The sequence below is a fragment of the Pseudomonas sp. 2957 genome (assembly GCF_031456345.1).
Taxonomy (GTDB): domain Bacteria; phylum Pseudomonadota; class Gammaproteobacteria; order Pseudomonadales; family Pseudomonadaceae; genus Aquipseudomonas; species Aquipseudomonas siliginis.
The window spans coordinates 645,651-670,665 of sequence record NZ_JAVDUL010000003.1; the positions used below are offsets into that span (position 1 = coordinate 645,651).

25 protein-coding genes are annotated in these 25,015 nt (G+C 59.4%); 16 read left to right on the forward strand and 9 right to left on the reverse strand.

What is annotated here, in order from left to right; genetic code table 11:
• Window positions 1-83 precede the first annotated feature (83 nt).
• Window positions 84-1,301, reverse strand: a complete 1,218-nt coding sequence (locus J2Y39_RS13355) for an argininosuccinate synthase (RefSeq protein ID WP_007953201.1) — start codon at window positions 1,299-1,301, stop codon at window positions 84-86.
• Between the two features lie 129 nt (window positions 1,302-1,430).
• Window positions 1,431-2,345 carry an OmpA family protein gene (locus J2Y39_RS13360; RefSeq protein ID WP_016773406.1) on the reverse strand — a complete coding sequence of 305 codons (915 nt, stop codon included), beginning with the start codon at window positions 2,343-2,345 and terminating at the stop codon, window positions 1,431-1,433.
• Between the two features lie 160 nt (window positions 2,346-2,505).
• Between J2Y39_RS13360 and pyrC the strand changes: the two genes are divergently transcribed.
• Window positions 2,506-3,552 carry a dihydroorotase gene (gene pyrC / locus J2Y39_RS13365; protein ID WP_310218129.1) on the forward strand — a complete coding sequence of 349 codons (1,047 nt, stop codon included), beginning with the start codon at window positions 2,506-2,508 and terminating at the stop codon, window positions 3,550-3,552.
• Window positions 3,549-4,226, forward strand: a complete 678-nt coding sequence (rnt, locus tag J2Y39_RS13370; protein WP_041479868.1) for a ribonuclease T — start codon at window positions 3,549-3,551, stop codon at window positions 4,224-4,226. Before pyrC ends, rnt begins: the two co-directional genes overlap by 4 nt.
• Window positions 4,227-4,300: 74 nt before the next feature.
• Here rnt and J2Y39_RS13375 read toward each other — a convergent pair whose 3' ends face one another.
• Complete coding sequence (locus J2Y39_RS13375; RefSeq protein WP_003227723.1) at window positions 4,301-4,903, reverse strand: peroxiredoxin; 603 nt, start codon at window positions 4,901-4,903, stop codon at window positions 4,301-4,303.
• Between the two features lie 312 nt (window positions 4,904-5,215).
• Between J2Y39_RS13375 and J2Y39_RS13380 the strand changes: the two genes are divergently transcribed.
• Together J2Y39_RS13380 and bfr are read left to right on the forward strand one after the other, a co-directional pair.
• Complete coding sequence (locus tag J2Y39_RS13380; protein ID WP_003227725.1) at window positions 5,216-5,434, forward strand: bacterioferritin-associated ferredoxin; 219 nt, start codon at window positions 5,216-5,218, stop codon at window positions 5,432-5,434.
• A gap of 201 nt (window positions 5,435-5,635) precedes the next feature.
• A complete protein-coding gene (gene bfr, locus J2Y39_RS13385) occupies window positions 5,636-6,109 on the forward strand; it encodes a bacterioferritin (RefSeq protein WP_016773403.1) in 474 nt (157 codons plus the stop codon).
• Window positions 6,110-6,310: 201 nt separating this feature from the next.
• Here the strand turns inward: bfr and grxD are convergent, their stop codons facing one another.
• The 3 genes from grxD to J2Y39_RS13400 form a co-directional block, all read right to left on the reverse strand.
• Entirely contained in the window at window positions 6,311-6,652 is a 342-nt protein-coding gene (grxD, locus tag J2Y39_RS13390) for a Grx4 family monothiol glutaredoxin (RefSeq protein ID WP_016773402.1), read from the reverse strand.
• A 97-nt stretch (window positions 6,653-6,749) separates the two neighbouring features.
• The gene (locus J2Y39_RS13395) at window positions 6,750-8,855 is read right to left on the reverse strand and encodes a molybdopterin oxidoreductase family protein (protein ID WP_310218132.1); all 2,106 of its coding nucleotides are present in this window, start codon (window positions 8,853-8,855) and stop codon (window positions 6,750-6,752) included.
• Between the two features lie 135 nt (window positions 8,856-8,990).
• Complete coding sequence (locus tag J2Y39_RS13400) at window positions 8,991-9,281, reverse strand: hypothetical protein (protein ID WP_041479870.1); 291 nt, start codon at window positions 9,279-9,281, stop codon at window positions 8,991-8,993.
• Between the two features lie 406 nt (window positions 9,282-9,687).
• Between J2Y39_RS13400 and argF the strand changes: the two genes are divergently transcribed.
• Window positions 9,688-10,608: an ornithine carbamoyltransferase gene (gene argF / locus J2Y39_RS13405; RefSeq protein ID WP_024014160.1), complete on the forward strand. Its 921-nt coding sequence runs from the start codon at window positions 9,688-9,690 to the stop codon at window positions 10,606-10,608.
• On the forward strand, window positions 10,605-11,714 hold the full coding sequence (locus tag J2Y39_RS13410; protein WP_095181785.1) for an ABC transporter ATP-binding protein: 1,110 nt from the start codon (window positions 10,605-10,607) through the stop codon (window positions 11,712-11,714). Before argF ends, J2Y39_RS13410 begins: the two co-directional genes overlap by 4 nt.
• A 119-nt stretch (window positions 11,715-11,833) precedes the next feature.
• Here J2Y39_RS13410 and J2Y39_RS13415 read toward each other — a convergent pair whose 3' ends face one another.
• Together J2Y39_RS13415 and ybaK are read right to left on the reverse strand one after the other, a co-directional pair.
• Window positions 11,834-12,616 (reverse strand): PhzF family phenazine biosynthesis protein, encoded by a 783-nt coding sequence (locus J2Y39_RS13415; RefSeq protein WP_310218135.1) that lies wholly within the window; start codon window positions 12,614-12,616, stop codon window positions 11,834-11,836.
• 99 nt (window positions 12,617-12,715) lie between these two features.
• Window positions 12,716-13,186, reverse strand: coding sequence for a Cys-tRNA(Pro) deacylase (ybaK, locus tag J2Y39_RS13420; RefSeq protein ID WP_310218138.1), 471 nt, complete (start codon window positions 13,184-13,186; stop codon window positions 12,716-12,718).
• Between the two features lie 351 nt (window positions 13,187-13,537).
• Between ybaK and J2Y39_RS13425 the strand changes: the two genes are divergently transcribed.
• From J2Y39_RS13425 to glpD, 4 genes are all read left to right on the forward strand, one after another.
• Window positions 13,538-14,389 (forward strand): MIP/aquaporin family protein, encoded by an 852-nt coding sequence (locus J2Y39_RS13425; protein ID WP_041479875.1) that lies wholly within the window; start codon window positions 13,538-13,540, stop codon window positions 14,387-14,389.
• Window positions 14,390-14,466: 77 nt separating this feature from the next.
• Window positions 14,467-15,969, forward strand: a complete 1,503-nt coding sequence (gene glpK, locus J2Y39_RS13430) for a glycerol kinase GlpK (RefSeq protein WP_024014162.1) — start codon at window positions 14,467-14,469, stop codon at window positions 15,967-15,969.
• Window positions 15,970-16,064: 95 nt separating this feature from the next.
• Window positions 16,065-16,820: a DeoR/GlpR family transcriptional regulator gene (locus J2Y39_RS13435; RefSeq protein WP_007953179.1), complete on the forward strand. Its 756-nt coding sequence runs from the start codon at window positions 16,065-16,067 to the stop codon at window positions 16,818-16,820.
• A 290-nt stretch (window positions 16,821-17,110) separates the two neighbouring features.
• On the forward strand, window positions 17,111-18,646 hold the full coding sequence (gene glpD / locus J2Y39_RS13440; protein ID WP_056790032.1) for a glycerol-3-phosphate dehydrogenase: 1,536 nt from the start codon (window positions 17,111-17,113) through the stop codon (window positions 18,644-18,646).
• Window positions 18,647-18,726: 80 nt separating this feature from the next.
• Here glpD and J2Y39_RS13445 read toward each other — a convergent pair whose 3' ends face one another.
• Window positions 18,727-19,614, reverse strand: coding sequence for a LysR family transcriptional regulator (locus tag J2Y39_RS13445; RefSeq protein WP_056790359.1), 888 nt, complete (start codon window positions 19,612-19,614; stop codon window positions 18,727-18,729).
• Window positions 19,615-19,719: 105 nt separating this feature from the next.
• Here J2Y39_RS13445 and J2Y39_RS13450 point away from each other — a divergent pair, with 105 nt between their 5' ends.
• The 6 genes from J2Y39_RS13450 (at window position 19,720) to J2Y39_RS13475 (ending at window position 25,014) form a co-directional block, all read left to right on the forward strand.
• A complete protein-coding gene (locus tag J2Y39_RS13450) occupies window positions 19,720-21,072 on the forward strand; it encodes an MFS transporter (protein WP_310218140.1) in 1,353 nt (450 codons plus the stop codon).
• Window positions 21,069-21,479: a hypothetical protein gene (locus tag J2Y39_RS13455; RefSeq protein ID WP_056790039.1), complete on the forward strand. Its 411-nt coding sequence runs from the start codon at window positions 21,069-21,071 to the stop codon at window positions 21,477-21,479. Before J2Y39_RS13450 ends, J2Y39_RS13455 begins: the two co-directional genes overlap by 4 nt.
• 271 nt (window positions 21,480-21,750) lie before the next feature.
• Window positions 21,751-22,665, forward strand: a complete 915-nt coding sequence (locus tag J2Y39_RS13460) for a glutamate/aspartate ABC transporter substrate-binding protein (protein WP_095181779.1) — start codon at window positions 21,751-21,753, stop codon at window positions 22,663-22,665.
• A gap of 200 nt (window positions 22,666-22,865) precedes the next feature.
• Window positions 22,866-23,612, forward strand: coding sequence for an amino acid ABC transporter permease (locus J2Y39_RS13465; protein ID WP_056790046.1), 747 nt, complete (start codon window positions 22,866-22,868; stop codon window positions 23,610-23,612).
• Window positions 23,612-24,283 carry an amino acid ABC transporter permease gene (locus J2Y39_RS13470; RefSeq protein ID WP_016773391.1) on the forward strand — a complete coding sequence of 224 codons (672 nt, stop codon included), beginning with the start codon at window positions 23,612-23,614 and terminating at the stop codon, window positions 24,281-24,283. The genes J2Y39_RS13465 and J2Y39_RS13470 overlap by 1 nt, the downstream gene beginning before the upstream one ends.
• The gene (locus tag J2Y39_RS13475; protein WP_016773390.1) at window positions 24,280-25,014 is read left to right on the forward strand and encodes an amino acid ABC transporter ATP-binding protein; all 735 of its coding nucleotides are present in this window, start codon (window positions 24,280-24,282) and stop codon (window positions 25,012-25,014) included. The genes J2Y39_RS13470 and J2Y39_RS13475 overlap by 4 nt, the downstream gene beginning before the upstream one ends.
• Window position 25,015 lies beyond the last annotated feature (1 nt).

The following is a 25,015-nucleotide window of genomic DNA, read 5'->3' on the forward strand; positions in this document are numbered from 1 at the left end:
GAGCCTGATGAACCAGAAAAAAAAGATAAAAAAAGGCGGCCCTCAACAGGCCGCCTTTTTTATTGCGCGTCGGTCTGAGCCACTCAGAACAACTTGCGGCCCTTGTTGGCAGCAATGCGCATGCGCAGCGCGTTGAGCTTGATGAAGCCCGCCGCATCGGCTTGGTTGTAAGCGCCGCCATCTTCTTCGAAGGTGGCGATGTTGGCGTCGAACAGCGAATCGTCGGACTTGCGGCCGGTGACGATGACGTTGCCCTTGTACAGCTTCAGGCGCACTACGCCGTTCACGTTGACCTGCGAAGCGTCGATCATCTGTTGCAGCATCAGACGCTCAGGGCTCCACCAGTAGCCGGTGTAGATCAGGCTGGCGTACTTGGGCATCAGCTCGTCTTTGAGGTGAGCGACTTCGCGGTCCAGAGTGATCGATTCGATGGCGCGGTGAGCGCGCAGCATGATGGTGCCACCCGGGGTCTCGTAGCAGCCACGGGACTTCATGCCGACGTAACGGTTTTCGACGATGTCGAGACGACCGATGCCGTGCTCGCCGCCGATCTTGTTCAGCGTCGCCAGTACGGTGGCCGGGGTCATTTCGACGCCGTCCAGCGCGACGATGTCGCCGTTGCGGTAAGTCAGTTCCAGGTATTGCGGGGTGTCGGGAGCCTTCTCCGGGGAGACGGTCCAGCGCCACATGTCTTCTTCGTGCTCGGTCCAGGTGTCTTCCAGCACGCCGCCTTCATAGGAGATGTGCAGCAAGTTGGCGTCCATCGAGTACGGAGATTTTTTCTTGCCGTGGCGTTCGATCGGGATCGCGTGCTTCTCGGCGTAGTCCATCAGCTTCTCGCGCGACAGCAGGTCCCACTCGCGCCAAGGGGCGATGACTTTCACGCCTGGCTTGAGCGCGTAGGCGCCCAGTTCGAAGCGCACCTGGTCGTTGCCCTTGCCGGTGGCGCCATGGGAAATGGCGTCGGCGCCGGTTTCGTTGGCGATTTCGATCAGGCGCTTGGCGATCAGCGGACGGGCGATGGAAGTACCCAGCAGGTACTCGCCTTCGTAAACGGTGTTGGCGCGGAACATCGGGAACACGAAATCACGCACGAACTCTTCGCGCAGATCGTCGATGTAGATTTCTTTGACGCCCATGGCCTGAGCCTTGGCGCGGGCCGGCTCGACCTCTTCGCCTTGACCGAGATCGGCGGTGAAAGTCACCACTTCACAGTTATAAGTATCCTGCAGCCACTTGAGGATCACCGAAGTGTCCAGGCCGCCGGAATACGCCAGAACGACCTTGTTTACGTCCGCCATGCCATCACTCCACGGGGTTCTACGGAAAGCCGGGGAGTCTACCGCTCAAACGCGATAATTTACAGAGGCGCGACAGCTTAAGACGACAAAGCGACAGAATCTGTCGAGAGCGCGACGATGACCGGCGAGTCAGGAAGTCGTTGCGGCGGTGGCTGGCGTACTCGCTTGCGGCGCTGGCGCAGGAGCTGTGGTTGGAGCCACACGCGACAGTTTCACGTTGACCCGGCGATTCTTCGCACGATTGGCTTTGCTGGTGTTCGGCACGATCGGATACTGCTCGCCGTGGAAACGCACGGTGATCTGCGATTCCTGAATGCCGTTGGCCTTGAAGAAATCGACTACCGCCAGCGCGCGGCGGCGCGACAATTCGCGGTTGGTCAGACGATTGCCGCTGTTGTCGGAATGGCCGTCGAGGTCAATGTGGTTCACCGTCGGGTCGGCCTTCATGTATTCGAGCATCACTTGCAGCTTGGCCTTGGCAGCCGGGTCCAGCTCGACGCCCTCGCCGGGAAAGCCGATCTGCGACTGCTTGATCTGGTCGAAATTCTGCGGCAGCAATTTCGCCACGCAGCCTTGATAGTCGTTGAACGCCTTGCTGAATTTCACCGGCAACAAACGCACTTCCGACACCCGGCCATCGCCAGACGCACGGCGAACTACCGGGCTACGGCCGTCCAGCAGACCGCTGATCAGCCCACCGGCCTGGGATTGCGAGCTGTTGAACAACACATTGCCACTGCCCAGCCGTACCGAGCCCAGATTGATATCGCCTCGCCCCGGCTGCCACGGTGCAGCGGCAGCGAGCAACGTCGCCGAGCCGCCACCAAGCATGGCGTTGTAGGCGTTCAGGCGAAAGATCGCCTGCTCACCGGCCTTGCGCACGAACTCGCCCGAGCCGAAATCAGTGATCGGTTGCGTCAGGCGGCATTCGAACTGGTCGCCGGCGACCGTCCACTCAATGTTCTCCAGACGGGTCTGGTAAGTCAGCGCCATCGCGGGAAGGCTGGCAAACACACTGAGCAGGGCTAAATAACGCTGGCGCACGGGAGGCTCCATTGGCTTGTGAAACACAAACACCGATTCACACAATGTTTACGGCATACCTTCGGGATATCGGACGCTTGTGGCAAAACTTGATAGCGGGTGCCTGCAAGAGTCTTTTCCGGTAGCATTCGCCTCAGTTTGACCCGCCTGGAATCCCCTCATGTCCGACCGCCTGACCCTGCTGCGTCCCGACGACTGGCACATTCATCTTCGCGATGGTGCCGTGTTGACCAATACCGTTGCCGATGTGGCCCGCACCTTCGGGCGCGCGATCATCATGCCGAACCTGGTACCGCCGGTGCGCAACGCCGCTGAAGCCGACGGCTATCGTCAGCGCATTCTCGCTGCCCGCCCGGCCGGCAGTCAGTTCGAGCCGTTGATGGTGCTGTACCTCACCGACCGCACCCAACCGGAAGAAATTCGTCAGGCCAAGGCCAGCGGTTTCGTCTACGCCGCCAAGCTTTACCCGGCCGGCGCGACCACCAATTCCGATTCCGGCGTGACCAGCATCGACAAGATCTTCCCGGCGCTCGAAGCCATGGCCGAAGTCGGCATGCCGCTGTTGATCCACGGTGAAGTCACCCGTGGCGACGTCGATGTGTTCGACCGCGAAAAAATCTTCATCGATGAGCACATGCGCCGCGTGGTCGAGCGCTTCCCGACGCTGAAAGTGGTGTTCGAGCACATCACCACCGGTGACGCCGTGCAATTCGTCAACGAGGCATCGGCCAACGTCGGCGCGACCATCACCGCGCACCACCTGTTGTACAACCGTAACCACATGCTGGTCGGCGGGATTCGGCCGCACTTCTACTGCTTGCCGATTCTCAAGCGCAACACCCATCAGGAAGCCTTGCTCGATGCCGCCACCAGCGGCAGCGCCAAGTTCTTCCTCGGCACCGACTCGGCGCCCCACGCCCAGCACGCCAAGGAAGCCGCCTGCGGTTGCGCCGGTTGCTACACCGCCTACGCCGCCATCGAGATGTATGCCGAAGCGTTTGAACAGCGTAATGCGCTGGACAAGCTCGAAACCTTCGCCAGCCTCAACGGCCCGCGTTTCTACGGCCTGCCGGCAAACACCGATCGCATCACCCTGGTTCGCGAAGAATGGACCGCCCCAACCAGCCTGCCATTTGGCGAGCTGACCGTTATCCCGCTGCGCGCCGGTGAAAAACTGCGCTGGCGCCTGCTGGAGGAACACGCGTGAGTGAAGAGCATTTCGACGATGAGCTGGACGGTCAAAGTGGTGGCGGCGGTTCCCGTCACCCGATGGCAGCGCGTTTTCGCGGCTACCTGCCGGTTGTCGTCGACGTAGAAACCGGTGGCTTCAACGCAGCCACCGATGCCCTGCTGGAGATTGCCGCGACCACCATCGCCATGGATGAAAAGGGCTTCGTCTACCCGGATCACACCTACTTCTTCCGCGTCGAGCCATTCGAAGGTGCGAACGTTGAAGCGGCAGCGCTGGAGTTCACCGGGATCAAGCTCGATCACCCGCTGCGCATGGCCGTCAGTGAAGAAACCGCGCTGACCGATATTTTCCGTGGCATCCGCAAGGCCCTGAAAGCCAACGGCTGCAAGCGGGCGATTCTGGTCGGGCACAACAGCAGCTTCGATCTGGGCTTTCTCAACGCAGCAGTTGCGCGCCTGGACATGAAGCGCAACCCGTTCCACCCGTTCTCCAGTTTCGACACGGCGACTCTGGCGGGTCTGGCGTACGGTCAGACAGTGCTGGCGAAAGCCTGTCAGGCCGCCGGCATCGATTTCGACGGTCGTGAGGCGCACTCGGCGCGCTACGACACCGAAAAGACCGCTGAGCTGTTCTGCGGCATCGTCAATCGCTGGAAACAGATGGGCGGCTGGGAAGACTTCGACGACTGATCCTCGGCGAACAAATCCCGCGCATAAAAAAACCGGCCACATGGGCCGGTTTTTTTCTACCTCGACGTTGCGCCTTACAGGGCAGCAGCGTTTTCGGTCAGGTAAGCCGCAACGCCTTCTGGCGAAGCGTTCATGCCTTTGTCGCCTTTCTTCCAGTTGGCCGGGCAGACTTCGCCGTGCTCTTCGTGGAATTGCAGCGCGTCGACCAGACGGATCAGCTCTTCCATGTTACGGCCCAGCGGCAGGTCGTTGATGATCTGCGAGCGAACCACGCCTTTGTCGTCGATCAGGAACGCGCCGCGGAAAGCCACGCCGCCTTCGGATTCAACGTCGTAAGCCTTGGCGATGTCGTGCTTCATGTCGGCAGCCATGGTGTATTTCACCTGGCCGATGCCGCCATTGTTCACTGGAGTGTTGCGCCAGGCGTTGTGGGTGAAGTGCGAGTCGATCGACACAGCGATCACTTCAACGTTGCGCGCCTTGAAGTCAGCCATGCGGTTGTCCAGAGCGATCAGCTCGGACGGGCAGACGAAGGTGAAGTCCAGCGGGTAGAAGAACACCAGGCCGTATTTGCCTTTGATGGCCGAGGACAGGGTGAAGCTGTCAACGATCTCGCCATTGCCGAGTACGGCCGGGACGGTGAAGTCTGGGGCTTGTTTGCCTACGAGTACGCTCATTGATATCTCCTGGTGTAGAAACTTGAAGTTCAGGGTCCGGGCCAGCCTGTCACCCTCAGGCGACAGCCCTGTGACACGAACCCTCTTCGCAAGGGACGACCATCATACACTGCGTGTTTGGCCTGTCCGTAACGGATTTTCCCTGTTCGGTTATCCACTGCGTATTCATGGGGTCAGACGCGCATTTGGAAAATACCGTTCGTCAGTCGCTGGGAAATTGGCTGCGAAGCGTTCCGAAAGCACTTTGACAATCATTCTCGTTAACATTAAGATCCATCGCAATTGAGTCACAACCAGCGACGGTTCTTACTTATGTATGTTTGCCTCTGCACTGGCGTCACCGACGGACAGATCCGCGAAGCGATCTATGAAGGTTGCTGCAGCTACAAAGAAGTTCGCCAGGCCACCGGCGTCGCCAGCCAGTGCGGCAAATGCGCCTGCCTTGCCAAGGAAGTGGTCCGCGAAACCCTGACCAAGCTGCAAACCGCCCAGGCCGCGATCCCTTACCCTGTAGAATTTACTGCTGCGTAAATGCCCCCATTTCAAAGAACCGGACTTCGCGTCCGGTTTTTTTATGCCTGAAAATCAATTGCTTAGCGTCCAGACGCGGAACACAAACATTCTTATTCCGATTAATTTTCATTTATTATTCAATAACTTAGGTTTGACACTTATAAACACCAAGCTCAAACTCCGCCTTATATACAGTTAATACAGGGCAGGACTCCGATCATGAAAGGCGACATTACAGTCATCCAGCATCTCAACAAGATCCTTGCCAATGAGCTGGTCGCGATCAATCAGTACTTCCTGCATGCGCGCATGTATGAAGATTGGGGTCTGAACAAGCTCGGCAAGCACGAATATCACGAATCCATCGACGAGATGAAACACGCGGACAAGCTGATCAAGCGCATCCTGTTCCTTGAAGGCCTGCCGAACGTTCAGGACCTGGGCAAGCTGCACATCGGCGAACACACCCGCGAAATGCTCGAATGCGACCTGCGCATCGAAAAGACCGGCCACGCTGACCTGAAAGCCGCCATCGCCCATTGCGAAACCGTTGGCGACTTCGGCAGCCGTGAACTGCTCGAAGACATTCTCGAGTCGGAAGAAGAACACATCGACTGGCTGGAAACCCAGCTCGGCCTGATCGACAAGATCGGCCTGGAAAACTATCTGCAGTCGCAGATGGGCGAAGAGTAGGAGCTGTCGAGTGAAACGAGGCGGCGATCTTTATCGATTTCAGCCTTGATACTCAGTCAACTCATATAACCAACAAAAAGCCCCGCCCTCTTTCGAGGTGCGGGGCTTTTTGTTGGCCGAAGATCAAAAGATCGCAGCCTCGTTTCACTCGACAGCTCCTACGGGAGACGCGTCGTCGAGCGAAACTCTATGAACGTAGAATCAGGCTTCGGACTTGTTCGCCGCTGCCGCTTCGACAGCCGCCTTGATGGTGCTTTGCAGCGAACCGTCTGCAGCCATCTCGGTCATGATGTCGCTGCCGCCGACCAGCTCACCGCCGACCCACAGTTGCGGGAAAGTCGGCCAGTTGGCGTACTTTGGCAGGTTGGCGCGGATTTCCGGGTTCTGCAGGATGTCCACGTACGCGAACTTTTCACCACAGGCCATCACGGCTTGCGCAGCTTTTGCGGAGAAGCCGCACTGCGGGGCATTCGGCGAGCCTTTCATGTAAAGCAGAATGGTGTTGTTGGCAATCTGCTCTTTAATCGTTTCGATGATATCCATGGAGCACCTCGGCTGAACTTTCCGACTCAGAGGTCGGCACGGTGGCGCATTGTAACGGAATCCCGAGCGCCATGCTCGGTCTCCCCGACAGACCCGCTCAAGCCGCCGCCACTGTCACCGGCACACCGTTCAACGCCGCGTTGCCCGACAGTTCGTCAAGCTGACACTCGTCGGTCAGGTCGTTGGCGCTCGACCCCGGCTGGCCGCTGGCGATCGCCATCTGCACGCCCGGGCGCGCATGGCCCCAGCCGTGCGGCAGGCTGACCACGCCTTTCATCATGTCGAGACTGGCGAGCACTTCCACCTCGATCTGCCCGACCCGCGAACTCACCCGAACCCGTTGCCCGTCGGCCAGGCCACGGCTGGCCAGATCATCCGGGTGCATCAGCAACTGATGCCGCGGCTTGCCCTTCACCAGTCGATGGAAGTTGTGCATCCACGAATTGTTGCTGCGCACATGGCGGCGGCCGATCATCAACAACTCATCGGCAGCCGGCGCCTGCAACGCGGCAAAGCGTGCGAGATCAGCGAGAATTTCCGGCGGTGCGGCCTGGATACGCTGATTCGGCGTTTTCAGACGTGATGCCAGATTCGGCTTCAGCGCACCCAGATCCACGCCATGCGGATGATCGAACAGCGTCGCCAACGACAACTTGTGCTCGGACGCATCGCCGTAGCGGCCCATGCGCAGGCCCATGTCGATCATCTTCGCCGGCGGCATCGTCGGTTTCAGCTCCTTGCCGGTTTTCTCGGCGAAGGCCTTGGCCAAACCGACGAAGATCTCCCAGTCGTGCAGCGCACCCTCGGGCTTGGCGAGGATCGCGCGATTGAAGCGGGTCACGTTACGCACCGCAAACAGGTTGAAAGTGGTGTCGTAGTGATCGTTTTCCAGCGCCGAGGTCGACGGCAGGATCAGATCGGCATAGCGCGTGGTTTCGTTGATGTACAGGTCGATGCTGAGCATGAAGTCGAGGCCGTCCAGCGCCTGTTCCAGTTGCCGGCCGTTGGGTGTCGACAACACCGGGTTGCCGGCGACGGTGATCAGCGCGCGGATCTGCCCCTCGCCCTCGGTGAGCATTTCTTCGGCCAGCGCCGAGACCGGCAACTCGCCGCCGTATTCAGGACGACCGGAAACGCGGCTCTGCCATTTGTTGAAATGCCCGCCCGAGGTCGACGCCACCAGATCCACAGCGGGTTCGGTGCACAGTGCACCACCAACGCGGTCGAGGTTGCCGGTGACCAGGTTGATCAACTGCACCACCCAATGACAGAGAGTGCCGAAGGCCTGGGTCGAGACGCCCATGCGCCCATAGCAGACGGCACTCGGTGCGGCAGCGAAGTCGCGCGCCAGTTGGCGAATCTGTTCGGCAGGCACCGCGCAGAGCGGGCTCATCGCTTCGGCGCTGAATTCAGCCACGGCGTTTCGCACTTCGTCGAGGCCATCGACCGGCAAATGGCTGTCGCGGGTCAGGCCTTCGCTGAACAGCGTATTGAGCATGCCGAACAGCAACGCCGCATCGCCGCCCGGGCGGACGAACACGTGCTGATCGGCCATCGCTGCGGTTTCGCTGCGGCGCGGATCGACTACCACCACTTTGCCACCGCGCGCCTGAATCGCCTTCAGGCGCTTCTCGACGTCCGGCACGGTCATGATGCTGCCGTTGGACGCCAGCGGATTACCGCCGAGGATCAGCATGAAATCGGTGTGATCGATGTCCGGAATCGGCAACAGCAAGCCGTGGCCGTACATCAGATAGCTGCTGAGGTGGTGCGGCAGTTGATCGACCGACGTTGCCGAATAGCGATTGCGGGTTTTCAGCAACCCCAGGAAGTAATTGCTGTGGGTCATCAGGCCGTAGTTGTGCACGCTCGGATTGCCCTGATACACCGCAACGGCGTTCTGGCCGTGACGTTCCTGAATCGCCGCGAGTTTCTCGGCCACCAAGGCAAACGCCTCGTCCCACTTGATCGGCAGCCATTCGCTGCCGACGCGGCGCATCGGCTGACGCAGGCGATCGGGATCGTTCTGAATATCTTGCAGGGCCACGGCTTTCGGGCAGATATGGCCGCGGCTGAAGGTGTCGAGGGCATCACCCTTGATCGAGGTGATCGCGACATCGCCATCGGTTTCCGTAGTTTCGATGGTCAGCCCGCAAATGGCTTCGCACAGGTGGCACGCACGGTGGTGAAGAGTCTTGGTCATGGCCAGTCTCTGTCTTGTTCGGGGGCAGGCAATCACGCCCGCGGGAACAAAACTATGGCCCGTGCGCGGAGCAGGCGCCAGCGACGTTCGTCTCGTGAATCGACGGTTATCAGGGCAGCCGATAAACCGTCGCGATCAGTTCGAAGGCAACTGCGGCGGTGCGGCCAGCTGGATTTCCTGGATGGTTTCGATCTGCTCGTGGGCGACGTGCACGCCGGTGAGCTCGCCGATCAACCGCCAGTGCTCATCAAGCCCGGCGCTGATGGTGGCCATGCGATCGATCATGTGTCGGCCGGCGGATTTGACCACTTCGTCGTCACTGCGCAGCAACTCGAAAGACATCGAGGTGACTGACGCGGTGAGATGGGTCAGAGAGCGAGCCGTGTGGCCCAGCAGCTCCATTAACAGTTGTTCTTTCGATTCCATGCGGAGGCTTCCTGCGTCGCTCGAAACTTATTTATAACCCAGCACTTTGCTTTAGCAAATGTTTCAGTCTGAACATCCGACCAAGCGAATCGGTGGCGCAGCGTTCGCAAACCGACCAGGACCGCTGCGTTGCCGTCGCGGCGCATTGCCAAGCGCGGCGGCGCCAGTGTACAAAGAGGCTCACCGCTGTACTGAATCCGGCTTCAATATGCGTGATCGAAATGCTCGGTCCGCGCTCCGAATCCCGCTGACAAAAGTACCCTATTGGAAAAACGCGACATTTAGTGTCAATATCGCGCCTTCCCCTATTTCGTCGCCCCGTGCGGCTTACGCCGCAGGTCTCGCCCGTTGTTCCGTTAAACAAGGCTTTGAGCATCTGCGGTCTGTAGCAAAAAGGTAGTCAATGATGAGCGCAAGGCACTTTCTCTCCCTGATGGATTGCACGCCCGAAGAGCTGGTCAGCGTGATCCGTCGAGGCGTTGAGCTCAAAGACCTGCGTAACCGCGGCGTACTGTTCGAGCCTCTGAAAAACCGCGTGCTGGGGATGATCTTCGAAAAATCCTCGACCCGTACCCGGATCTCCTTCGAGGCCGGCATGATCCAGCTCGGCGGCCAGGCAATCTTCCTGTCCCCGCGCGACACCCAACTGGGCCGTGGCGAGCCGATCAGCGATTGCGCCATCGTCATGTCGAGCATGCTCGATGCGGTGATGATCCGCACCTTCGCCCACAGCACCCTCACCGAATTCGCCGCCAACTCGCGCGTGCCGGTGATCAACGGCCTGTCCGATGATCTGCACCCGTGCCAGTTGCTCGCCGACATGCAGACCTTCCTCGAACACCGTGGCTCGATCCAGGGCAAGACCGTGGCCTGGATCGGTGACGGCAACAACATGTGCAACAGCTATATAGAAGCGGCGATCCAGTTCGACTTCCAGTTGCGCGTTGCCTGCCCGGAAGGCTACGAGCCGAACCCGGAATTCGTCGCCCAGGCTGGTGATCGCGTGACCATCGTCCGCGATCCGCAGGACGCCGTGCGTGGCGCGCATCTGGTCAGCACCGATGTCTGGACTTCGATGGGTCAGGAAGAGGAAACTGCCAAGCGCCTCAAGCTGTTCGCGCCGTTTCAGGTCAACCGTGCCTTGCTCGACCTCGCTGCCGAGGACGTGCTGTTCATGCACTGCCTGCCGGCGCACCGTGGCGAAGAAATCAGTCTCGACCTGCTCGATGACCCGCGCTCCGTCGCCTGGGATCAGGCAGAAAACCGTCTCCACGCACAGAAGGCCCTGCTCGAGTTCCTCGTCGAACCGGCATATCACCACGCATGAGCCATGAATTACTGCTGAACCTGCGCAACCTCGCTTGCGGCTACCAAGATCAACGCGTGGTGCAGAACCTCAATCTGCACCTCAACGCCGGCGACATCGGCTGCCTGCTCGGCTCGTCCGGCTGCGGCAAGACCACCACCCTGCGCGCAATCGCCGGTTTCGAACCGGTGCATGAAGGCGAAATCACCCTCGGTGGCGAAACCCTGTCCAGTGCCGGTTTCACCCTGGCGCCGGAGAAACGCCGGATCGGCATGGTGTTTCAGGACTACGCGCTGTTCCCGCACCTGAGCGTGGCCGACAACATCGCTTTCGGCATTCGTAAGCACCCGAACAAGGCGCGCGTGGTCGAAGAGCTGCTGGAACTGGTCAACCTGAAAAACCTCGGCAAGCGCTTCCCCCACGAATTGTCCGGCGGTCAGCAACAGCGCGTCGCCCTCGCCCGCGCCCTGGCGCCGGAGCCGCAGTTGCTGCTGCTCGACGAGCCGTTCTCCAATCTCGATGGCGAACTGCGCCGCAAGCTCAGCCATGAGGTGCGCGACATCCTCAAGGCCCGTGGTACCAGCGCGATTCTGGTCACCCACGATCAGGAAGAAGCCTTTGCCGTCAGCGATCATGTTGGCGTGTTCAAGGAAGGTCGGCTGGAACAGTGGGATACGCCCTACAACCTCTATCACGAACCGGCGACGCCGTATGTCGCCAGTTTCATCGGTCAGGGCTATTTCATTCGCGGCCAGCTCGTCACCCCGGAATCGGTGCAGACCGAGCTGGGTGAACTGCGCGGCAACCGCGCTTACACCTGGCCGATTGGCGGTGCAGTGGATGTGCTGTTGCGTCCGGATGACATTGTTTATGCACCGGACAGCCCATTGAAGGCGCAGATTGTCGGCAAGACATTCCTCGGCGCGGCGACCTTGTATCGCCTGCAACTGCCGACCGGCGCGCAGCTGGAATCGATCTTCCCCAGCCACGCCGATCATCTGGTTGGCGCGCAGGTCGGGATTCGCGTAGCGGCGGATCACCTGGTGCTGTTCCAGGCATCCGGCAGCACGGCGGCGCAGATTCCGGCGGTGGAAAACGGCGTCCGTCGGTTCAGCACCAGCCTTTGATCCGCACTGGATAAAAATTGTGGGAGCGAGCCTGCTCGCGAATGCGGTGTTTCAGTCGCCGAAGATGTTGACTGAAGAGCGCTTTCGCGAGCAGGCTCGCTCCCACAGTTGGTATTGCCTCAGCCTAAAAACAGGGTACCGCTGGCCACAAGCGTCGCATTGCCGCCAATCTTCACCCGCTCACCTTCCAGCCGACAGAACAACTCCCCGCCCCGCGCCGAGCGCTGGCACGCGGTCAGGTTCGATTTGCCCAGACGTTTGGCCCAGTACGGAATCAGGCTGCAATGGGTCGAGCCGGTCACCGGGTCTTCATTGATACCGATGGCCGGGGCGAAATAGCGCGAGACGAAGTCGTGCTGATTGCCACGCGCGGTGACGATTGCACCCAGCCATGGCAGTTTCGCCAGTGCCGCCATGTCCGGTCTGCAGTCGAGCACGGCCTGCTCCGATTCCAGCACCACGAACAGTTCGTTGGAGCCGAGCACATCAACAGCCTCGACACCCAGCGCCCGCTCGACATCCAGCGTCACGCCGATTTCCGAAGGCACGATGGTCGGGAAATCCAGCCACAAGCGGTCGCCTTCGCGGCTGACACTCAGCGGCCCGGACTTGCAGATGAAGTCGATGCGCTCGGCACTTTCCTTATGGATTTCGAACAGTACAAACGCGCTGGCCAGGGTCGCATGCCCGCACAGCGGCACTTCAGTAGTCGGAGTGAACCAGCGGATATGCCAGGCCTGACCTTCGCGCACCAGAAACGCAGTCTCCGCCAAGTTGTGTTCGGCGGCGATCTTCTGCATCAAGTCATCGGCCAGCCAGCTGTCGAGCCGATAGACCATCGCAGGGTTGCCACTGAACGGCCGATCACTGAACGCGTCGACCTGATGAAACGCAAGCTGCATGATTTTCTCCCTGAATTGGTCGACCGAGCATGCAACGGCGGCCCGGATCAGTGCCAGTGACAGAAGCGCAATTTTTTCTTCATACAGCTGGCGCGCATTTTAAGCCCGGCCGATATCGGCGAACTGCGCCTGGGTGTGCTCAGCCAATACTGCCGGCGCCAATTCCACTTCCAGTCCTCGCCGCCCGGCACTCACATAAATAGTCGCGAACCTCTGAGCGGAACTGTCGATGAAGGTGCGCAGGCGTTTCTTCTGCCCGAGCGGGCTGATGCCGCCCAACAGGTAGCCGGTGGAGCGTTGCGCGGCAGCGGGATCAGCCATTTCGGCTTTCTTCACTCCCGCGGCATGGGCCAGCCCTTTGAGATCAAGCGTTCCGACGACCGGCACCACAGCCACCAGCAGTTCGCCTTTTTCACTGGCGGCCAGCAAGGTTTTGAACACTTGCGCCGGTGCGAGCCCGAGCTTCTCCGCCGCCTCCAGCCCATAGGACGCGGCCTTCGGATCATGTTCGTAACTGTGCACGCGATGTTCGGCACGAACTTTTTTCAACAAGTCCAACGCTGGGGTCATGGCAGCTCCGGGTTCGGCAATCTTTGAAAAAACCTGCGGCGGATTCTAGGTCATCGTTGGGCAAAAGGCTCTATTCCAAGCCGCGAATCCCGTAGCTTCGCGCTGCATTCAAGCTGATCGCCGCGCTGATCATTCACATGGCGAATAGTTTTATTGTGACCGACAGTTCACTTTCGACCTTTGACAGGTTTGTTTCTTGTCTATATTTTTTCGAATCTGAATAATGTAAGAATCATGCTCAACGCAGTACCCAGCAGTAACCCGGGAACCGAATGGGGATTCCGACCCGGTGAAGATCGCGCCCTGCTCCGTTGGCAAGGCGCCACACAAGAAAAAGAACCGAGGTTTTCAATGACAGCTGCTTTACCGCAACCATCGCTTTCCGGCCAATGCATGGCCGAGTTTCTGGGCACCGCCCTTCTGATCTTCTTCGGCACCGGTTGTGTCGCCGCGCTCAAAGTCGCAGGTGCCAGCTTCGGCCTGTGGGAGATCAGCATCATCTGGGGCGTCGGCGTGAGCATGGCGATCTACCTCACCGCCGGGGTTTCCGGCGCGCACCTGAACCCGGCAGTGAGCATTGCTCTGGCAATCTTCGCTGACTTCGAAAAGCGCAAACTGCCGTTCTACATCCTTTCGCAGATTGCCGGCGCCTTCTGCGGCGCATTGCTGGTCTACACGCTCTACAGCAATCTGTTCTTCGATTACGAACAAACCCACCAGATGATTCGTGGCTCGGCCGCCAGCCTTGAATTGGCGTCGGTGTTCTCCACCTACCCGAACCCGGTGCTGTCGACGGCCCAGGCATTTCTGGTCGAGATGATCATCACCGCGATCCTGATGGGCGTGATCATGGCCCTGACCGATGACAACAACGGCCTGCCACGCGGCCCGATGGCGCCGCTGCTGATCGGTTTGCTGATTGCCGTGATCGGCAGTGCGATGGGTCCGCTGACCGGTTTCGCGATGAACCCTGCGCGTGACTTCGGTCCGAAACTGATGACTTTCTTTACCGGTTGGGGTGAAATTTCCTTCACCGGTGGTCGTGATATTCCGTATTTCCTGATTCCGATTTTTGCACCGATTGTCGGTGCCTGCCTCGGCGCTGCCGGGTATCGCGGGCTCATCGCCCGTCACCTGACCGGCGCCACACCTGCTACAAAGGATGCAGAACCGGCCATTGACGGCAAACCAAGAACTTCTTGAAACAGTCGGCGCCGGCTCCTGCCCATCCGAGCCGGCGCCACGGCCCACTCTCGTTTTTTTCGTCCAAGGCAATCGACATGACCGACATTCAGAACAAGAACTACATCATTGCCCTTGATCAGGGTACGACCAGTTCGCGCGCGATCATCTTCGACCGCGACGCGAACGTAGTCTGCACCGCGCAGCGCGAATTCGTTCAGCATTACCCGCAGGCCGGTTGGGTCGAGCACGACCCGATGGAAATTTTCGCCACCCAGAGCGCGGTGATGGTTGAAGCGCTGGCGCAAGCCGGCCTGCACCATGACCAGGTTGCCGCGATCGGTATCACCAACCAGCGTGAAACCACCGTGGTCTGGGACAAGACCACCGGCCGCCCCGTGTATAACGCGATCGTCTGGCAGTGCCGCCGCAGCACCGAGATCTGCCAGCAGCTCAAGCGCGATGGCCACGAAGACTACATCCGTGACACCACCGGCCTGGTCACCGACCCGTACTTCTCCGGCACCAAACTGAAGTGGATCCTCGATAACGTCGAAGGCAGCCGCGAGCGTGCGCGCAACGGCGAGCTGCTGTTCGGCACCGTCGATAGCTGGCTGATCTGGAAATTCACCGGCGGCAAGGTGCACGTCACCGATTACACCAACGCCTCGCGCACCATGCTCTTCAATATCCATTCGCTGGAGTGGGACTCGAAGATGCTGGAGATCCTCGACATCCCCCGCGAGATGCTCCCGGAAGTCAAAGCGTCCTCGGAAATATACGGCCGCACCAAGAGCGGCATCGCCATCGGCGGTATCGCCGGCGACCAGCAGGCAGCACTGTTCGGGCAGATGTGCGTCGAGCCGGGCCAGGCGAAAAACACCTACGGCACCGGTTGCTTCCTGCTGATGAACACCGGCGACAAAGCGGTGAAATCCCAGCACGGCATGCTCACCACCATCGCCTGCGGCCCGCGCGGCGAAGTTGCCTACGCACTGGAGGGTGCCGTGTTCAACGGCGGTTCGACCGTGCAGTGGCTGCGTGATGAACTGAAAATCGTCAACGACGCCCACGACACCGAATACTTTGCCAACAAGGTCAAGGACAGCAACGGCGTGTATCTGGTGCCGGCGTTCACCGGTCTCGGCGCGCCGTACTGGGACCCGTATGCCCGTGGCGCACTGTTCGGCCTGACGCGCGGCGTACGTGTGGATCACATCATCCGCGCCGCGCTGGAGTCGATCGCCTACCAGACCCGCGACGTACTCGACGCCATGCAACAGGATTCCGGCGAACGCCTCAAAGCTCTGCGCGTGGACGGCGGTGCGGTGGCGAACAACTTCCTCATGCAGTTCCAGGCCGACATCCTCGGCACCCAGGTCGAACGCCCGCAAATGCGCGAAACCACCGCACTCGGCGCGGCTTATCTGGCCGGCCTGGCCTGCGGTTTCTGGGGCAGCCTGGAAGAATTGCGCGGCAAGGCAGTGATCGAGCGCGAGTTCGAACCGAGCCTTGACGAAACCGAGAAAGAGAAACTCTACAAAGGCTGGAAAAAAGCCGTCAGCCGCACCCGTGACTGGGCGCGCGAGGACGCTGAATAAGCCAGCCTTGAGATACACATAGGCATCTAACTGGTCGGGAGCGGATTCCTGCGGCATCATGGGCAAATTTTGCACGGCAGCCCAAAGGAAGCCCCATGAATCTGCCTCCCCGTCAGCAGCAAATCCTCGAGCTGGTCCGCGAACGCGGCTATGTGAGCATCGAGGAAATGGCCACGCTGTTCGTTGTCACCCCGCAAACAATCCGCCGCGACATCAACCAGCTCGCGGAAGCCAATCTGCTGCGTCGCTACCACGGTGGCGCCGCTTACGATTCCAGTGTTGAAAACACCGCGTATGCCATGCGTGCCGATCAGATGCGTGATGAAAAGCAACGCATCGGTGAAGCCATTGCCGCGCAGATCCCCGATCACGCCTCGCTGTTCATCAATATCGGTACCACCACCGAATCGATCGCTCGCGCCCTGCTCAATCACAGCCACCTGAAAATCATCACCAACAACCTGCACGTCGCCTCGATGCTCAGCGCCAAGGATGATTTCGATGTGCTGCTGACCGGCGGCAACGTGCGCCGCGACGGCGGTGTGGTCGGTCAGGCGAGCGTGGACTTCATCAATCAGTTCAAGGTCGATTTCGCCTTGGTCGGCATCAGCGGGATCGATGAGGACGGCAGCCTGCTCGACTTCGATTATCAGGAAGTCCGGGTCAGCCAGGCGATCATCGCCAACGCGCGACAGGTGATTCTGGCAGCGGATTCGAGCAAGTTCGGGCGTAATGCGATGATTCGACTGGGGCCGATCAGCCTGATCGATTGCCTTGTCACCGATCAGCAGCCGGTACCGGCGCTGGCGCAATTGCTGAGTCAGCACAAGATTCGTCTGGAAGTCGTCTGATTCCTCTCCCTCGCTGACCGAACCGACGCTTTCGCGAGCAGGCTCGCTCCCACTCTTGGAATGCATTGCAAAATGTGGGAGCGAGCCTGCTCGCGAAAACAATCGATCAAACAACACATCTTCTGCGCCCCTGCGCGCGTTCATGTTCGAAAATTTTCTTTTAATCGCCCTTCGATGAGTTTTTTCAATCGAACGCGACTGGCTGCGCGCGTGTTTATGGGCTACCATTTTCGCAAATGAACATTTATGTTCGATTTCCAAGACTAAATCAAAAGAACCGAGGCCAGCCGATGTCCACCTCTACCTTGCGTACGCCCCCTCTCTCCGAGATCTATGACGTTGCCGTGATTGGCGGCGGGATCAACGGCGTCGGGATCGCAGCGGATGCCGCCGGTCGCGGTCTTTCGGTGTTCCTTTGCGAAAAAGACGACCTGGCCAGCCACACCTCGTCCGCCAGCAGCAAGCTGATCCACGGTGGCCTGCGCTATCTGGAACATTACGAATTCCGTCTGGTGCGTGAAGCGCTCGCCGAGCGTGAAGTGTTGCTGGCCAAGGCGCCGCATATCGTCAAACCGATGCGTTTCGTACTGCCACACCGCCCGCACCTGCGTCCGGCGTGGATGATTCGTGCCGGCCTGTTCCTCTACGACAACCTCGGCAAACGTGAAAAGCTGCCAGGTTCGAAAAGCCTGAAGTTCGGCGCCGACAGCGCGCTGAAAAGCGAAATCAAGAAAGGCTTCGAATACTCCGATTGCTGGGTCGATGACGCCCGCCTCGTGGTCCTGAACGCCATGGCCGCCCGTGAAAAAGGCGCGCATGTGCATACCCAGACCCGCTGTGTCAGTGCCCGCCGCACCAAAGGTTTGTGGCATCTGCATCTGGAGCGCGCCGACGGCAGTTTGTTTTCGATCACCGCCAAAGCACTGGTCAACGCCGCCGGCCCATGGGTGGCCAAGTTCATCCGTGACGACCTGAAGATGGAATCGCCGTATGGCATCCGTCTGATCCAGGGCAGCCACATCATCGTGCCGAAACTGTACGAAGGCGAACATGCGCATATTCTGCAAAACGAAGATCAGCGCATCGTTTTCACTATTCCGTACCTGAACCACTTCACTCTGATCGGCACTACCGACCGCGAATACACCGGCGACCCGGCGAAAGTAGCGATCACCGAAGGCGAAACCGATTACGTGCTGAAAGTGGTCAACGCCCACTTCAAGAAGCAGCTCAGCCGCGAAGACATCCTGCACAGCTACTCGGGCGTTCGGCCGCTGTGCAACGACGAATCCGACAACCCGTCTGCGGTCACCCGCGATTACACTCTGGCGCTGTCGGGCAACGCCGAAGAAGCACCGCTACTGTCGGTGTTCGGCGGCAAGCTGACCACTTACCGCAAGCTCGCCGAGTCGGCGATGGCGCAGTTGATGCCGTTCTTCACCCAGATGCGCCCGAGCTGGACCGCGACCGCCACCCTGCCCGGCGGCGAAGACATGACCACGCCAGAGGCCCTGAGCGCGCGGATTCGCGACAAGTTCGATTTCGTCCCGACCGAAATCGCCCGGCGCTGGGCCGTCACCTACGGCAGCCGCACCTGGCGCATGCTTGAAGGCGTGGAAAGCCTGGCCGACATGGGTGAGCACATCGGCGGCGGGCTCTACACCCGCGAAGTCGATTACCTGTGCAGCGAAGAGTGGGCCACTACGGCGCACGACATCCTGTGGCGCCGCACCAAGCTAGGCTTGTTCACCACACCGGAGGAACAGCAGACGCTGTCGACGTATCTGGGCAAGGTTGAGCAGAGCCGGAAGATCGAGGCGGCTTGATCTCACCGTTCAAACGAAAGCCCCTGAATCGCAAGATTCAGGGGCTTTTTGCTAAGCCCGCAAGGCCCGGCTCCACTCCCTCACGACCCTAAATGTGCCAAAAGAAAATCGATAAACACCCGCGACTTGGGCGGCAGGTGCGGCGTGTCCGCAAACACCAGGCTGATCGGCTGTGAGGGCAGCGAGTATTCCGGCAGCACACGTACCAGATGCCCACGGTCCCTATCGTCTTCAACCATCCACGCCGGCAGCACCGACACGCCCAGCGACGACAAGGTCATCGAACGAATCGCAGTCGATGAATTCGATTGGAAATGACGGCTACCATTGATTTCGACTGCTTCCCCCACACCATCGCGTAAAACCCACTGCGTCGGCGCCAACAGATTGCTGTTGGCAATCCACGGCACGGCATTGAGATCCTGCGGTGTTTTTACCGGGTAGCGGAGCAGAAAACCTTCAGTAGCCACCAGCACAATTTCATAGTCGGCCAGTTTCCGGCTCTTGAAAGCCGAGTCCGCCAGGTTGCCCAGGCGAACCACCAGATCGAGCCGGTCGGCAAGCAGATCATTGAGCGAGGAGTTGAAGTCGTAGCACAGGCGGATGTCGGGATAACGCTCGGCGAACAGCGGAATCAGCGGCAGGATGAATCGCTCGCCGTATTCACTGGTGGAACTGATCCGCAGCGTTCCCGAAACGCGGTTTGTGCGGTGCAGTACCCTGTCAAACGCTGTGTCGATATCGGCAACGATGGTTTTGAATTCGTTGTAAAAGCTTTGCCCGGCCTCGGTCAGGGTCACGGCACGACTGTTGCGCAGCAACAGGCTGGTCGACAACGCTGCCTCCAGGGCCTTGATGTGCAGACTGACCATGGCCCGGCTGAGATTCAGATGGCTGGCAGCCTTGGTAAAAGAACCCAGTTCGGCAATCGCCAGAAACGTCTGCACCCGGTTCAAGTGCGTGTGCAGAGCGCCCTGAGTCACGGTTCAATCCCTTCAAACATTGTGTTCAGCTCCATTGCATCGACGATCGGAGTCTATCGCCCCTATGCTCGACGACAAAGGGGAAACACCATGAGTTACCGCTATAAAGTCGCGTCGATTTTCCTGCTCGGCTTCTTTATCGATTGCATCAACATCTTCATGTCGGCGGTGGCGCTGCCCAGTCTGTCAGCTACCTTGCAGGTCAGCAGCGCTTCGGTGGCGTGGGTCGCCAACGCGTACATCCTCGGACTGACGTTGATCATTGCGCTGAGCACCTGGCTGGCCGCGCGTTTTGGCAGTCGTGAAATCCTCACCGCTTCAATGCTGGTATTCAGTGGCTCGGTGTGGCTGTGCGGCCAGGCCGACAGCTTCCATGAACTGGTGATCTGGCGCTTCGTTCAGGGCATCGGCGGCGGCTTGTTGATCCCGGTCGGACAGGCACTGACGTTCAATCTTTTTCATGGCGAGCAACGCGCGAAAATATCCATGCTGATCATGGCCGTCGCCCTGATTGCCCCGGCGATGTCACCCACCGTCGGCGGCCTCATTGTCGACATCAGCTCCTGGCGCTGGGTGTTCTACAGCACCCTCCCGTTTTCGCTGCTTGCCGCCGGGCTGTCGTGGTGGTGGATCAGGGAAGGCAAACCCGCCGAGCTTCAGCGTCCGGACATCAAAGGCCTGTTGCTGGTCAGCGCGGTGCTCGCCAGTTTGCTGATGGGTATGTCGCTGTACGGCGGCGATTACCCACCGCTGGCAGCGCTGGGTTTTGTCATCGCGGGCCTGACATTCATCGCGCTGTATCTGCTGCATTACCGCCGCTGCAGTAACGCGATCATCGACTTGAGCCTGCTCAGGAGCAGAAAACTCAGCACCTCGATCTTCATCTATTACGCAATTCCGGGGGTGTTCACCGGTGTCAACCTGATGAGTATTTTCTTTTTGCAGAACACCCTGCACTTCAGCGCCCGGCTGACCGGAATGTTCATGATCCTCTATGCCATCGGTGCGTTCATCGCAATGATCCTTTGCGGTCGCGTCTACAACCGGATCGGCGCCAGACGCCTGTTCACCCTCGGCGTGCTGTTGCACAGCGCCGGCATCGCCACCCTGGTGCTGGTCAATGCGCCAACTGATCTTTGGCTCATCATGATCGCCTACAGCCTGATGGGCATTGGCGGTGGCATCGGTGCCAATACCGCGCAAACTACCTCACTGATGGACTTCACCGGCGGCGATACGCACAAGGCCAGTGTCATCTGGAACATCAATCGGCAGATGTCTTTCAGCCTCGGCGCCGCACTGTTTCTGATGATCTTCAACGTGCTGCTCCCGACGCTCGGCACCACGCCGGCCTATCACGCGACCTTCGCAATTGCCGCGCTGGTCGGGCTGCTGCCGTTGCTGCAGATGAATCAACTGCCCCCTGCGAAGGAACGCCCATGACATACGATCTGATCGAACAAGCCGAACACAGTATCCACCACGTCCACGAGCTGATCCTTCGGGTATTCACTGATGCCGACGGCGCTGGCGCCGCGAGCATCGAGCCGTTGATGCAGGCATTTGCTGAGGATTTCAGCATGGTTGGTATTTCGGGGGACGCATTGACCCGCGTCGAAGTAGAACAACTGTTCAAAGGAGCCGTAGGCGCCAAGGCGGGACTCGATATCGAGATCAGCGATTTGCACACGGTGTGGCAGGAGGACGACATGCTGGCTGTGAGCTACGTCGAAACCCAACGCTTGGACGGCGCTCAACACTCGCGGGTCGCAGTGGCGATCCTGAGCGGACAACCTGAAGGGGTGAAGTGGGTGTATTTGCATGAAACGCCACTGAGCCGGCAAGTCTGAGACCAGGCCACAAGATATTCGGTTTTCCGAACGCGACTCCACAGTCGATTCGGTTAACCGGATCATGCGTTCATAACATTACCGCCATAAAACTTTAATAACGTTATAAAACAACCGCTTAACTGAGTTCGACTGCTCTGGCACGAGTCATGCTCTACACTCTCTCGACGAATGCCTGCTGTGCCAGCACTTCAGGAGCCGTCAGGCATTCGAAGCACAAAAAGGGCCGACAAACTGGCTCCATAAAAAAAACAATGTCGAGGAAAATTTGATGCGCATCGTTCCCCATATCCTGGGCGCAGCCATTGCTGCCGCTCTGATCAGCACGCCAGTTTTCGCCGCCGAACTCACCGGCACCCTGAAGAAGATCAAAGAGTCCGGTGTCATCACCCTGGGCCACCGTGACGCCTCCATTCCGTTCTCCTACATCGCTGATGCGTCCGGCAAGCCGGTCGGCTACTCGCACGATATCCAGCTGAAGATCGTCGAAGCGATCAAGAAAGACCTCGATTTGCCGAACCTGCAAGTCAAATACAACCTCGTCACCTCGCAGACCCGTATCCCGCTGGTGCAGAACGGCACCGTGGACGTCGAGTGCGGTTCGACCACCAACAACGTCGAGCGTCAGCAGCAGGTCGACTTCTCCGTCGGCATCTTCGAAATCGGTACCCGTCTGCTGTCCAAGAAAGACTCCAAGTACAAGGATTTCGACGATCTGAAAGGCAAGAACGTCGTGACCACCGCCGGCACCACCTCCGAGCGCATCCTCAAGGCGATGAACGCCGACAAGCAGATGGGCATGAACGTCATCTCCGCCAAAGACCACGGCGAGTCCTTCCAGATGCTGGAATCGGGCCGTGCCGTTGCCTTCATGATGGATGACGCACTGCTGGCCGGCGAAGCCGCCAAGGCCAAGAAAGCCGCCGATTGGGAAGTGACCGGCACGCCACAGTCGTACGAAATCTACGGCTGCATGATGCGCAAAGGCGACGAGCCGTTCAAAAAGGCTGTGGATGACGCGATCAAGGCCACTTACGCTTCGGGCGAAATCAACAAGATCTACGAGAAGTGGTTCATGCAGCCGATTCCGCCAAAAGGCCTGAACCTGAACTTCCCGATGAGCGACGAGCTCAAGACCCTGATCGCCAATCCGACCGACAAAGCGGCTGACGACAAGAAGTCCTGATTTTCTGACTAACCTTATCCCCTGAGGAGGCGCCTGCCTTTTCAGGGGATGGTCACTCCCTGCTGGCATTTTTCTGGAAACACTCGAACCGGTGGCTGTCGAGCCGATCGCGTGTGCCCGGTCTTTGAAAAAAGACTGGGGAGGGAACGGAGTTCCCCAGGCGGGCACTTGTACATCGATCGAATCGAGGGGAGACCCTAATGAATTACAACTGGGACTGGGGCGTGTTCTTCAAGTCCACCGGTGTGGGCAGCGAGACCTATCTCGACTGGTTCATCTCCGGTCTGGGCTGGACCATCGCCATCGCCGTCGTGGCGTGGATCATCGCCCTGCTGCTCGGCTCGCTGCTGGGCATCATGCGCACTGTGCCGAACCGCATCGTATCGGGCATCGCGACCTGCTACGTCGAGCTGTTCCGTAACGTGCCGCTGCTGGTGCAGCTGTTCATCTGGTACTTCCTGGTACCCGATCTGCTGCCGCCGGATCTGCAGGAGTGGTACAAGCAGGACCTCAATCCGACCACCTCGGCCTACCTGAGCGTTGTCGTCTGCCTCGGTCTGTTCACCGCCGCCCGTGTCTGCGAGCAAGTGCGCACCGGTATCCAGGCACTGCCTCGGGGTCAGGAATCCGCCGCCCGCGCGATGGGTTTCAAGCTGCCGCAGATCTACTGGAACGTGCTGCTGCCCCAGGCCTACCGGATCATCATTCCGCCGCTCACCTCGGAATTCCTCAACGTGTTCAAGAACTCCTCCGTGGCGTCCCTGATCGGTTTGATGGAATTGCTGGCGCAGACCAAACAGACCGCCGAGTTCTCGGCCAACCTGTTCGAAGCGTTCACCCTGGCGACCCTGATCTATTTCACCCTCAACATGAGCCTGATGCTGCTGATGCGCCTGGTCGAGAAGAAAGTCGCGGTGCCCGGCCTGATCTCCGTGGGGGGTAAATAATGGAATTCGATTTCAGTGGCATCGTCCCGGCCATTCCCGGTTTGTGGAACGGCATGGTGATGACCCTCAAGCTGATGGCCATGGGCGTGATCGGCGGGATGATTCTCGGCACGATCCTCGCGCTGTGCCGTCTGTCGCACAACAAGCTGCTGTCGAGCATAGCCGGCGCCTACGTCAACTATTTCCGCTCGATTCCGCTGCTGCTGGTGATCACCTGGTTCTACCTGGCGGTGCCATTCGTGCTGCGCTGGATCACCGGCGAAGACACGCCGATCGGCGCGTTCACCTCGTGCGTCGTGGCGTTCATGATGTTCGAAGCGGCGTACTTCTGCGAAATCGTCCGGGCCGGTGTGCAGTCGATTTCCAAGGGCCAGATGGGTGCTGCTCAGGCACTGGGCATGAACTACGGGCAAATGATGCGCCTGATCATCCTGCCGCAGGCGTTCCGCAAGATGACCCCGCTGTTGCTGCAGCAGAGCATCATCCTGTTCCAGGACACCTCGCTGGTCTACACCGTGGGCCTGGTTGACTTCCTCAACGCCTCGCGTGCCAGCGGCGACATCATCGGCCGCTCCAATGAGTTCCTGATCTTCGCCGGTCTCGTGTACTTCATCATCAGCTTCGCCGCCTCGCGGTTGGTCAAGCGTCTGCAAAAAAGGTTCGCCGTATGATCTCTATCAAAAACATCAACAAGTGGTATGGGGACTTCCAGGTGCTGACTGATTGCAGCACCGAGGTCAAGAAAGGCGAAGTGATCGTGGTCTGCGGCCCGTCGGGTTCCGGCAAGTCGACGCTGATCAAATGCGTCAACGCCCTGGAGCCGTTCCAGAAAGGTGATGTCGTGGTTGACGGCACGTCGATCGCCGACCCGAAAACCAACCTGCCGAAACTGCGTTCGCGCGTGGGCATGGTGTTCCAGCATTTCGAGCTTTTCCCGCACCTGACCATCACCGAAAACCTGACCATCGCGCAGATCAAGGTGCTCGGCCGCAGCAAGGAAGAGGCGACCAAAAAAGGTCTGCAGTTGCTTGAGCGCGTCGGCCTGTCGGCGCACGCCCACAAGCATCCGGGGCAACTGTCCGGTGGTCAGCAACAGCGTGTGGCGATTGCCCGTGCGCTGGCGATGGACCCGATCGTCATGCTGTTCGACGAACCGACCTCGGCGCTCGATCCGGAAATGGTCAACGAAGTGCTCGACGTGATGGTGCAACTGGCCCACGAAGGCATGACCATGATGTGCGTGACCCACGAAATGGGCTTCGCCCGTAAAGTGGCCGACCGGGTGATCTTCATGGATCAAGGCAAGATCATCGAGGACTGCCCGAAAGAGGAATTCTTCGGCGACATCAGCGCCCGCTCCGAACGCGCGCAGCACTTCCTCGAGAAAATCCTGCAGCACTAAA